Raw genomic sequence first — 11682 nt, forward strand, 5'->3', positions numbered from 1 at the left:
ACTATTCGTATATTTTATAAGTCAGAACCTATATCGGAACGAAAATATTTACCTTCGAATGTTATGGTTTCTGCATTTTTGAATGAAATTGAGAGGGCTTCATTTTTGTTATTGCCATAAGAACTTATAGCGATAACCCGACCTCCATTAGTTATGGTTTCTCCATTTTTGTTTGTTGTGCCTGCATGGAAGATAATACTATCTTTTATTTTGTCAAGTCCGGAAATAATTTTTCCTTTCTCATAATTTCCGGGATATCCTCCAGAGACCAACATTACTGTAACTGCAGAACGGGGATCAATCTCCAAAGTGCGATTGTCCAGATTTTCTTCAGCAACACCTTCTAATAAATCTACTAAATCTGATTTTATACGAAGCATTACCACTTCTGTTTCAGGGTCTCCCATTCGTACATTATACTCAATTACCATGGGTTCATTGTTTACTTTGATTAACCCTAAAAAGATGAATCCTTTATAGTCTATATTTTCGGATTGAAGTCCGGTTATTGTAGGTTTTACGATACGTTCTTCTACTTTTTGCATGAATAATTTATCTGCGAATGGTACGGGAGAAACGGCTCCCATGCCTCCAGTATTCAGTCCGGTATCCCCTACTCCTATTCTTTTGTAATCTTTTGCTTCTGGTAATATTTTATAAGATTTTCCATCAGTGAGTACGAATACAGAGCATTCGATTCCTGAAAGAAACTCTTCGATGACAACGGTACGACTTGCGTCACCGAACATACCTGCCAGCATTTTTTTTAATTCAGCTTTAGCCTCTTTTAAATCCTCTATAATTAATACACCTTTACCTGCAGCCAGTCCATCAGCTTTTAAGACATAAGGAGCTTTTAGAGTATCAAGAAAAGCATATGCTTCATTTATGTTATCAGCAGTAAAACTGGCATATCGAGCAGTAGGAATATGATGACGCATCATAAATGCTTTTGCAAAGTCTTTGCTACCTTCGAGTTGGGCTCCTTTACATGATGGTCCAATAACAGGGATGTGTTTTATAGAATCATCATTTTTAAAATAATCGTATATACCCTTTACAAGTGGGTCTTCTGGCCCTACAATAACCATATCGATATGATTATCTAAAACAAATGTTTTTATAGATACGAAATCTGTGGCTTTGATATTTACATTAGTTCCACAAAGTGCTGTTCCGGCGTTTCCTGGAGCGATATATAGTTTTCCAAGTTTTGGGCTTTGTTTTATTTTCCAAGCTAAAGCATTTTCTCGGCCACCTGAGCCTAACAAAAGTATATTCTTTGTTTCCATTGTTATATCATTTTATTTTAAGTGATCATCAAAGTAACGAGCAATTATTTCATGTAGATGTACTCTATCTGGTCCAATAACGTTATGGACGTGTCCCGGGTATACAAAATAATCAGGATAAGTGCGATTTTTAATACAACTTTTTAAGAAACTAAGGCTATTTTGCCATACAACGACTGGATCTTCATCACCATGTATGAGGAGTAATCTTCCTTTTAAGTTTTTAGAAAAATTGTTTAGATTAGAGTTTTTATATCCCTCCGGATTGTTTTGAGGGGTTCCCATATAACGTTCTCCATACATAATTTCATAGAAAGACCAATCTATAACAGGACCGCCGGCTACCCCTGTTTTAAATATTTGGGGATAATGAGTCAATAAATATGTAGTCATAAAACCTCCAAAACTCCATCCATGTACACCGATTCGGTCTGTATCGACAAATGGTTGTTTTTTTAAAAATTCGATACCGGTTATTTGGTCTTCTGATTCTATTTTTCCAAGTTGTCGGTGAGTTATGTTTTCAAATTCTAATCCTCTGTTGGCTGAACCTCTATTGTCTAATGTGAAGACAATGTATCCTTTTTGGGCCATATAAATGTCAAATCCTCTGACATCCCATTTCCATGAATTTTTTATCATTTGTGCATGTGGCCCTCCGTAAACGTATACAATTACTGGATATTTGTGATTTGGGTCGAAATTTAAAGGTTTTACCATTCGGAAATACAGGTCGGTACTGTCATCGTTTGCTTTTATAGTCCCTGTTTCAATTTGGGGATAATTATAATTTTTGTAAGGATCTTCTGCTGAAAATATTTTATGCTTTTTCCCTGATTTTGTATCAATAAATTGTTGTATAAGAGGTGTATTATGGTTACTGTATTGGTCGATTATGTATTGTCCAGAAGTATCTGCTATGATTTTATGGACACCATGTTCTGTTGTGAGAGGTGTTCTTTTGCCATTTGTTATATTTACAACATAAAAATTTGTTTCTAAAGGAGATGATTCGGTACTTCCTATATATACAGTATTTTTTTTGTTATCAGGTATATATATACTAGTAACTTCCCAAGGACCTTGTGTCAGTTGACGTATTAGTTTACCAGAAGTGTTATAAAGATAGATGTGTCTGTATCCGTCACGACGGCTCAATAATAAAAACTGGTCTGATTTTCCTGGAATAAATGTTAAGGGAAATTCAGGCTCTGTATATTTCGCATGGGTTTCAGTAAAAAGAATTCGTAGCCTTTCTCCAGTTTCGCTGCTGTAAGCAACAAGTCGACATGTATCTTGCTGGCGATTGAGTTCTTGAAGATAAATTTCTTTTTCGTCAGGAGACCATGTCAGATTTGTTAAATATCGTTCTTCTGGAGCACCTGTTTTCAGGTAAATAGTTTCGTTTGTTTCTGGTCGGTAAATCCCAATACTGGTCGTATGACTTTTTTGTCCAGCCATAGGATATTTTATAGGATGAGATTGTGCAATAATATTGGTTGAGATATTTACAATCGGGTACTCGGCAACATTACTTTCATCCATTCTGTAAAAAGCAAGTGCATTTCCTTGAGGAGACCAGAATGTCCCTTTTTTCTGCCCGAATTCATTACGGTAAATATAATTAGAGCCATAAGATATATTCTTGTCTGAATCTTTGGCAATACAGATACGTTTACCATTTTTAGTCAATAGGTATAATCCGTTTCCTTGTGTAAATGCATAGCATTCTTTTTGGGGATTATAATCTGTATTTTCATCTTCGTGATTGAAAGTATAGAGATTGTTTATTTTTTTATTGTCCGGTGAAAAGTCGAAAATATAATTTTTGTAACTGATGCGTACAACAAGACCTTTTGCTGTATTCTGTATTGAGAAAGAAGGAATTTGTTTTAATTGAGGTATTCCATAATTTTTTACAATTTGGTTAAGGTTTTCGGTAGTGAACCATATTTTTTTTTCAAAATTTTTATCTGGAAAAACCTTATATACGGTGTCATTTAAAAGATATATGTAATCATTGCCATAGAAGTTCAATAATTTTGGTGCTTTAAACTGAGGAGATAAGCGTGCGTATTGTTTACCGCCCGGAACTAAATGCTCGAATGTGAGATTTTTCTTTTGGGCCATAGTCGGTATGCTGATAATGATTGATAAAATAAAATATATAAGCTGTTTCATTTTATGGTTCTTGCATCTTATTATACATCAATTATTTCGTATAGAGTAAAATATCAATATACTGAATGGTCATTTATGCTTTTTTCTGCCGTCAAAAGACCTATCATTAGTTTTACTGTTTTTATCTCTGAAATGATTTCCTCGTTGCTTAAAAGAAGAAAAGTGATTTCTTTTTTTGAAAGATTTATCATCAAGTTCATCATTATAGGGTTTTCTTTTCTTCTCTTTTAACTTTTTTTCCCGTTCAATATTTTTATCTCGTAATTTTTTCCATCCGGGACGATTATCTACTGTCGGGTCTTCTATAGACGGAAGCTTGAATGTAACAAATTTTTCTAAGGCTTCTTCTCCATGCAGTATTTCAGGTTTTTGTTTACCTCTTTTGATATTTTCCTTATCGGTAGATTTTTTTAAATTGGTTTGATATTTGAATCTAAAAGACGGAACTTTATCTTCTTTTTGTTTTTCACGAAATCCTCCTGTTTCCCGTTTAAAGTCATTGTATTTACCACTGAAGATTTCATATTTACGGTATTGACACTCCAAAGCTCCGTTCATTAATTCTAATTTCAATGCCGGTTTTAATCCTATTTTATCAAAACATTCTTCCCGATAGCTGATTATCCATGCGTCGTATCCTTTAAATACATGTTTGAGACGCTCTCCTATCATTTCATATAGGCCCAATAGGTCTTGGCTCGAAATACGTTCTCCATAAGGAGGATTTGTCACCAATATACCGCTTTCTGGGGCTTCTTCATATCGTTGAAAAGGTAAAACTTTTAAATCGATGTATTTTGACATTCCAGCACTTTTTATATTACGTTCGGCTATAGCTATAGCTTTAGGGGAAATATCCGATCCGAATATTTTGTATTCGAACGTTTTTTCCATGCTGTCATCGTTATAGAGTTTGTCAAATAGTTCTTCATCATAGTCGTTCCAACGTTCGAAGGCAAAATCTTTACGATATATTCCGGGTGCCGTGTTGGTAGCAATCATTGCAGCTTCTATTAATAGAGTCCCTGAGCCGCACATAGGATCTATAAAATTTTTTTCACCTCTCCATCCTGTTTTTAATATCATTCCGGCAGCTAATACTTCGTTTATAGGAGCTTCAGTTTGTTCTACACGGTAACCTCTTTTATGTAATGATTCTCCAGAGCTGTCAAGTGACAATGTACAATTATGTTGTGATATATGTAAATTTAATATGATATCAGCATTATTGATACGTACAGATGGTCGATTTCCTGTTTTTTCGGAAAAGTAATCAGCAATAGCATCTTTTGTACGATATGTAACAAACTTAGAATGTTTAAATTCTTCGGAATAGACAACCGAATCGATAGCAAATGTCTGACTTGGAGAGAGATATTTATCCCAATTGAATTCTTTAATTTTTTCGTATACTTCGTCGGTATTGTTTGCTGTGAATTGATAGATTGGCTTTAGTATTCTTAAAGCAGTACGGAGTTGTAAATTAGATTTGTATAAGAGTTCTTTATCTCCGATAAAAGAGACCATACGACGTCCAATCTCTATATTTTCACCTCCTAAAATAGATATTTCCTCAGCCAAGACATCTTCTAATCCTTGGAATGTTTTTGCTATAATTTCGAATTTCTCGTTTTTCACTTGAATTACTGTTTGGTAGACATATTATAATTATTGTCGGGCTTTACTTTGCATTACTCGGGCTCCGGCAGGTACATCTTCTGTTACCCATATATTGCCTCCTATAGTTGCTCCCTCTCCTATTGTTATTCGGCCTAATATCGAAGCATTAGAATATATGATAACATTATCCTTGATAATAGGATGGCGAGGTATACCTTTTATAGGATTACCGTTTTCGTCTAAAGGAAAACTTTTGGCACCCAATGTGACTCCTTGGTAGATTTTTACATTATTACCTATAATTGCTGTCGCACCAATTACTACGCCAGTACCATGGTCTATAGTAAAGTAACTGCCTATAGTGGCTGCCGGGTGTATATCTATACCCGTTTCTGAATGAGCCATTTCAGATATCATACGAGGAATTAAAGGGACACCTAATTTTAATAATTGATGGGCTATTCGATGATTACTGATAGCACGAATGGCCGGATAACAGAAAATGACTTCTCCATAACTTTCAGCAGCTGGGTCTCCATTGTAAGCGGCTATGACATCTGTTGTCAATATTTTGCGTAGTTCGGGTAAACTCTTTAGGAATTCAGCGGCTATTTTTACAGCTTCCTCCCGCATGCCTTCAAGACTAACATATTTAGTCCGATCGCAGATAAAGCATAATCCTGCAAGAATTTGTTCTGAAAGCAATTCGTATAATTTTTCGGTATTTATTCCCAAATAATAAGTTATATTGCGCCTATTTACATTGGAGTGTCCGAAATAACCAGGAAAGAGTAATGAACGGCATAATTTTATAATTTCATGTAGAATAGTTTCGGAAGGATAAGGTTCTCCTTCGTGGTGTTGAAGGCATAATAATTTTACTGACTCGTATTCCGAAAGTTCGGTTACTGTTGATGTAATTATTTCCGAATATTTATGCAGGTTCATTCCCCCTATTTATTAAAAGTTAGCCTAAATTGCAAAGTTAAAAATTCTTATGGATATTTTACTGGAAAAGTGAAAAAGAAAATAAACGAAAGTACACTTTTATTTATATCGATATATCTTTGTACCCATAATTAAAATTATTGTAATGGAACCTATACATAAGATTAATAAAGTCGAAATTAGAAATTTGCAAATTTCTGATTATGTACAATTATCACAATCATTTCGTCGGGTGTATTCGGATGGTTCGGATACATTTTGGACTCATAAACAAATAGAGAAACTAATACAGATTTTTCCTGAAGGACAATTTGTTACAGTAGTAGATGAAAAGATAGTGGGATGTGCTTTGTCTTTAATTGTCGACTATGATTTAGTAAAAAATGATCATACATACGCAAAAGTTACGGGGAACGAGACATTTTCTACTCATAATCCTAATGGTAATATTTTGTATGGAATAGAAGTATTTATTCATCCTGATTATCGGGGGTTACGTTTAGGTCGACGCATGTATGATTATCGTAAAGAGTTGTGTGAACGACTTAATTTGAAAGCTATAATGTTTGGTGGTCGTATACCTAATTATCATAAATATGCTGATGTTATGCGTCCAAAAGAATATATACAGCAGGTAAAGATGAAGGAAATTTATGATCCGGTCCTTACATTCCAGCTTTCGAATGATTTTCATGTGCGTAAAGTAATGACTAATTATTTGCCCAATGATGAGGAGTCGAAACATTTTGCTACATTATTACAATGGGATAATATATATTATACGCCACCGACATCAGAATTTAAAGTAACAAAACCTACTGTTCGGTTAGGTCTTGTCCAGTGGCAGATGCGGTCGTATAAAAGTATAGATGATGTATTTGAGCAAGTTGAATATTTTGTAGATGCTGTATCGGATTATAAAAGTGATTTTGTTCTTTTTCCAGAATATTTCAACGCGCCTTTAATGGCTGAATTTAATCATTTGGGAGAATCTGAAGCAATTCGAGGATTGGCTCAGTATACCGAAGATATGCGAGATCGTTTTATAAATCTGGCTATTAGCTATAATATAAATATTATAACAGGAAGTATGCCTTTGATAAAAGACGGAGGGTTGTATAATGTGGGCTTCCTGTGTCGTAGAGATGGAAGTTACGATATGTATGAGAAAGTACATGTTACTCCGGATGAAGCGAAGAGTTGGGGACTTTCAGGTGGAAATATTGTAAAGACTTTTGATACAGATTGTGCTAAAATCGGTGTTTTGATTTGCTATGATGTAGAATTTCCCGAATTATCTCGTATTATGGCAGAGCAAGGCATGCAGATTTTGTTTGTTCCATTTTTAACTGATACACAGAATGCATATTCTCGGGTTCGAGTCTGTGCTCAGGCACGAGCTATTGAGAATGAATGTTTTGTTGCTATAGCAGGTTCTGTTGGTAATTTGCCCCGTGTACATAATATGGATATCCAGTATGCCCAATCAGGAGTATTTACTCCTTGTGATTTTGCTTTTCCTACAGATGGAAAAAGGGCAGAGGCTACACCTAACACGGAAATGATATTGATTTCAGATGTTGATTTAGATTTACTTAATGAGTTGCATACTTACGGTAGTGTGCGCAATCTTCGTGATCGCCGCCATGATTTATATGATTTGCGTTTGAAGAAGAAAGCGGAGTAGGCTTTTTTATGTATTAAAATATTTATAAACATATAAGCATTGTTCATATGCTTATATGTTTTTTTATTGAATTATTTAGTATCAATATTGATTCAGGCCCCATGTTGAATATTAAGTCGATGATACTCATGTCGGGAATAAATCCATATTTGTCTTTAAAGACTTGATAATATTTTAAAGGTATAAATTCTTTATCATTGGAGTGTTTGGGATGTATGGTTTCTCTGAAATCTTTCTCTTTGGATGTAAATGTTATTTTATATTGATTTGTGAAATGAATGTCGGGGGAGATGTTAAGCCATTCACATATTGTACTTAAGAGTTCACTGTTGAAGTCGAGTAGAAAATATCCTTTCAAATTCTTTTTATAAAATGGGAGTAAATCATCCTGATAATACTCGAAAAATGGTGTAGATCCATAAGCTGAGACAATCGCATTCCAATGTAGGTGCTGCCAATTATCGTGGTCAGATATGCGTATATCTTTATCTGGGGACTTTGATTGTAGAGGTTTTATGATAGGTATGGAAAGAGGCATAATACCGTTTGCACCTATAATGTTACAGCGGTTTCGGTAGGTCTGTTTTGTGTAGTTACTATATATTTCTATTTCAATTTGATTATAATGATATAATTTACTGAAATATGATATTGGAGGTAGATATGCTGTTGATAAGTAGGCTATGTCATACATTTTAGTCAATAGTTTTGAATATACGGTTATACCTTAATGCTTTGTAAAATGGTCGTTGGGGGTCAAAGGAAAAGCAGATAAATGCCCCTTTTCCTATAACATGAGAATGTGGCACAGCTCCGAATGTGCGAGAGTCTGTTGCTTTTTCTCTATTGTCTCCCATAATCCAATAATAAGGTTGAGTGAAGCGGGAATAGTATATTTCTTTACCGTTTTCGAACAAATGATTGCCTTTTTTAATAATACTGCGTCCTTCATGGATGACAAGAAGCGGATAAATTAAGTTTATATTTTTAGGTGTAATTTGCACCGGTTCATCAACACGAGGTAATATGATTGTAAAATTATTTCGCTTTAAGTGTATGGGAATAAGTATAGTATTGGTATTGTAAAAAGATTGTATCTGGGCGGCTTGATACTTTGGGAAAAAACGGATTCGGTTTCCCTTGATGGTTTCAAACCCGGGGTCTGCAATTTTTAATTGTCGTAATATACTTTGAAATTTATACTCTAAAGAATCTGGTATCAAGTATGATTCTTTTGCATGAGGGGGCTGTGCAATTTCTCTCCTGTTGATATAAAGATGCCCGTTATACATGCGCACTGTGTCTCCAGGCAATCCGACACACCGGCCTATGGCAATTTTTCTCCTGTCTATAGGGATGGAGAGATTTTTGATATCCGGTCGGTTGAAGACAATAATATCATTTCGTTTTACTTCCTTTGGGAAAATACGGTAGTAGGGAAAATACGGGATTGAAGAATATGACTTCATCTTTGTTCCAGTAATGGAGTCTTGAAAGAAGGGGACAGCAATTGGGGTTTGAGGTAATCTTAGCCCGTAGCTCCATTTATTTATAAATAAATTATCTCCACCTAATAAAGATTCTTCCATTTGGTTATGAGGAATGCGATATAATTCAACCCATATATTTCTAATAAGCCATACAGTTATCAGAATCATGAGAATCAGTTTCCAATTGATTTTTATTCTTTTCTTCACAATTGTATTCCTGTATAGTCTGAGAATTGATTATTCTCGTCCAACCGATTTGAAAAGACGATTAAAACGAATCCATCCATCAAACCATTTTCTATCCTTATCCAAGGACAGCCATACGAACAATGGTTTACCAACAATATGATCTTCTGGAACAAATCCCCAAGAACGACTATCGGCCGAGTTGTCCCTATTATCTCCTAACATAATGTAGTAATCCATTTTAAAGGTATATTGATTCGTTTCTTTATCGTTGATATAAATTTTATCATTTTTGATAGCGAGACTATTACCTTCGTAGTTTCTTATCACACGTTCATATATAGGTAAATTTTCTAAAGTCAAGTTTAATGTTGCGCCCCGCTTGGGAATCCATATGGGACCATAGTCGGAACGAGTCCAATTTTCGTTATATCCTAAAGGATATGTTTCTCCTCCAAATTCACCCGGTTCTCCTTTAATTTGAGTAATAAAGTTATATCCTTTTACTTTGTTCAAAGCTTTTTGTGTTAAAGGTAATCGATAAACGGGATTGAAGCTTCCGTCAGCATTCGGAGTGAATCCAAGGTAGCTCAATATTTGATTGTAATTGGCGTCATCATTTATTAAATATCTGTCATCTACACTTACATCCAAGTCTCTGAAATTTTGTTCTCCTAATCGTACACCATTGGTCATAACATAATAGTTGAGCTGCATATTTTCAGGGTTTTTAAGTTTTTTCCCATCGATATAGACTTGATTATTGATGACTTGGAAGGTGTCGCCGGGCATTCCAATACATCGCTTTACATAATTTTCCCGACGGTCTACGGGCCGAAAAACTATCTCTCCAAATATATCTTTATTCCTGTTGACAACCTCTCGACCTTCTCGGTAACAAAGGGTGTAATAATCTGGATTTTGTATTTTTAAGGCGACAGTATCTCCGGCTGGAAAGTTGAAAACGACAATGTCGTTACGTTGTACAGTACCGGTTCCTTTCAATCGGTGATAAGGCCATTGGGGTTTTTCAATATATGATTTTGTATTGATTATGGGAAGGGTATGTTGGGCAAGAGGGAAGGATAGGGGAGTGTTGGGAACACGAGGTCCGAAGCTTAGTTTGCTAACAAACAAATAGTCTCCCACCAATAAAGATTTTTCTAAAGAGGAAGAGGGTATTTTATAGTTTTGAAAGAAAAAGGTGTTGATAAGGTATACAGCAACTAAGGCGTATAAGATGGCATCTACCCATTCCATTGTTTTTCTGAATGTTTTATTTTTGGATTTTCGCCAGAATCCCCAAGGTATGTATCGGGTAAGATATATATCGACAAAAAGGATAAGTAGGAGCAATACGGTATAATTATTTAACCATATGGCAAATCCTACTAAAATTAATGAAGCCAAACCAAAACGTATCCACCGTGAAATAGGTATTCCGTGGAAAGGGCATTTCTTTGGGGATTCCTGTCTTGATTTTATATTATTATGGGGTTGATTTTCCATTTTTTCCTTTGTTTTTAATTAAAACTTAAGCATGTCTTGCATAGTCAAAAAACCTTTTTTACCACATGTAAATTCTGCTGCGATAACTGCACCGAGAGCAAAGCCTGCCCGACTTTTTGCGTCATGTGTAATTTTTATCGTATCTACATCCGACTCATAAATAACAGTATGTATTCCGGGAATCTCTCCTTCTCGTATGGATTTTATTTCTATTTCGTCGTCTTTAGCATCTTGATTTCCAGTCCATTTGTTTTTTCTTCCGATTGTTTTAATTATATCTTCTGCTAAAGTTATGGCTGTTCCACTGGGTGCATCTAATTTATGAATATGGTGGGTTTCTTCTATTTTTACCTGATACGAGGGAAAGCCCTTCATTATTTTTCCTAAGTATTTGTTCACGGCAAAGAAAATATTCACTCCCAAACTGAAATTTGATGCGTAAAAGAATGTTGCGCCATTTTCGCAAGCGTTTTTTATTTCCGGTAAGTGTTCGAGCCATCCAGTGGTTCCGGATACTACAGGAACATGGGCCTCAAAAGCTTTGCGATAATTTTGTATTGCAACTGTAGGCATGGTAAACTCTATGGCAACATCCGCACTTTTGAAAGCTTCAGATGTAAAATCATTTTGGTTGTCGACATCGATAATACTTACAATTTTATGCCCTCTGGATAGGGCTATTTTTTCTATTGTACGGCCCATTTTGCCGTATCCTATCAGTGCTAATTTCATTTTTTACAAATTCTGTTTAAAAACATCAGTACCCTTC

General features: G+C 35.1%; 9 protein-coding genes. 1 reads left to right on the forward strand and 8 read right to left on the reverse strand.

The features are described 5' to 3' along the window. Positions 1-14: 14 nt before the first annotated feature. From purD to epsC, 4 genes are all read right to left on the reverse strand, one after another. Positions 15-1292: a phosphoribosylamine--glycine ligase gene (gene purD / locus BN2628_RS10920; protein WP_044226593.1), complete on the reverse strand. Its 1278-nt coding sequence runs from the start codon at positions 1290-1292 to the stop codon at positions 15-17. A 12-nt stretch (positions 1293-1304) separates the two neighbouring features. After that, positions 1305-3473 carry a S9 family peptidase gene (locus BN2628_RS10925; protein ID WP_055097246.1) on the reverse strand — a complete coding sequence of 723 codons (2169 nt, stop codon included), beginning with the start codon at positions 3471-3473 and terminating at the stop codon, positions 1305-1307. A gap of 69 nt (positions 3474-3542) precedes the next feature. Next, the gene (locus tag BN2628_RS10930; protein WP_257606471.1) at positions 3543-5111 is read right to left on the reverse strand and encodes a THUMP domain-containing class I SAM-dependent RNA methyltransferase; all 1569 of its coding nucleotides are present in this window, start codon (positions 5109-5111) and stop codon (positions 3543-3545) included. A 30-nt stretch (positions 5112-5141) separates the two neighbouring features. Further along, entirely contained in the window at positions 5142-6041 is a 900-nt protein-coding gene (epsC, locus tag BN2628_RS10935; protein WP_044226597.1) for a serine O-acetyltransferase EpsC, read from the reverse strand. Positions 6042-6186: 145 nt separating this feature from the next. Here epsC and BN2628_RS10940 point away from each other — a divergent pair, with 145 nt between their 5' ends. Then, positions 6187-7728, forward strand: a complete 1542-nt coding sequence (locus BN2628_RS10940; RefSeq protein ID WP_021931716.1) for a bifunctional GNAT family N-acetyltransferase/carbon-nitrogen hydrolase family protein — start codon at positions 6187-6189, stop codon at positions 7726-7728. A gap of 43 nt (positions 7729-7771) precedes the next feature. On the opposite strand, the gene BN2628_RS10945 is transcribed toward BN2628_RS10940, so the two are convergent. From BN2628_RS10945 to dapB, 4 genes are read right to left on the reverse strand one after another with little or no spacing between them, the layout of a single operon-like run. Next, the gene (locus BN2628_RS10945) at positions 7772-8422 is read right to left on the reverse strand and encodes a WbqC family protein (RefSeq protein WP_044226601.1); all 651 of its coding nucleotides are present in this window, start codon (positions 8420-8422) and stop codon (positions 7772-7774) included. Between the two features lies 1 nt (position 8423). Further along, positions 8424-9425: a signal peptidase I gene (gene lepB, locus BN2628_RS10950; RefSeq protein ID WP_074024143.1), complete on the reverse strand. Its 1002-nt coding sequence runs from the start codon at positions 9423-9425 to the stop codon at positions 8424-8426. Positions 9426-9455: 30 nt separating this feature from the next. Next, positions 9456-10913 (reverse strand): signal peptidase I, encoded by a 1458-nt coding sequence (lepB, locus tag BN2628_RS10955; protein WP_082002224.1) that lies wholly within the window; start codon positions 10911-10913, stop codon positions 9456-9458. A gap of 18 nt (positions 10914-10931) precedes the next feature. Further along, positions 10932-11645 carry a 4-hydroxy-tetrahydrodipicolinate reductase gene (gene dapB / locus BN2628_RS10960; RefSeq protein ID WP_044226609.1) on the reverse strand — a complete coding sequence of 238 codons (714 nt, stop codon included), beginning with the start codon at positions 11643-11645 and terminating at the stop codon, positions 10932-10934. Between the last annotated feature and the right edge of the window lie 37 nt (positions 11646-11682).

Origin of the sequence: Gabonia massiliensis, from assembly GCF_001403595.1 — a bacterium.
GTDB lineage: Bacteria > Bacteroidota > Bacteroidia > Bacteroidales > Coprobacteraceae > Coprobacter > Coprobacter secundus.

Excerpts from the sequence above, each read along its gene's own strand:
- purD (WP_044226593.1), bottom strand. The coding sequence starts at position 1,292 with ATGGAAACAAAGAATATACTTTTGTTAGGCTCAGGTGGCCGAGAAAAT.
- BN2628_RS10925 (WP_055097246.1), bottom strand. The coding sequence starts at position 3,473 with ATGAAACAGCTTATATATTTTATTTTATCAATCATTATCAGCATACCG.
- epsC (WP_044226597.1), bottom strand. The coding sequence starts at position 6,041 with ATGAACCTGCATAAATATTCGGAAATAATTACATCAACAGTAACCGAA.
- BN2628_RS10940 (WP_021931716.1), top strand. The coding sequence starts at position 6,187 with ATGGAACCTATACATAAGATTAATAAAGTCGAAATTAGAAATTTGCAA.
- BN2628_RS10945 (WP_044226601.1), bottom strand. The coding sequence starts at position 8,422 with ATGTATGACATAGCCTACTTATCAACAGCATATCTACCTCCAATATCA.
- lepB (WP_082002224.1), bottom strand. The coding sequence starts at position 10,913 with ATGGAAAATCAACCCCATAATAATATAAAATCAAGACAGGAATCCCCA.
- dapB (WP_044226609.1), bottom strand. The coding sequence starts at position 11,645 with ATGAAATTAGCACTGATAGGATACGGCAAAATGGGCCGTACAATAGAA.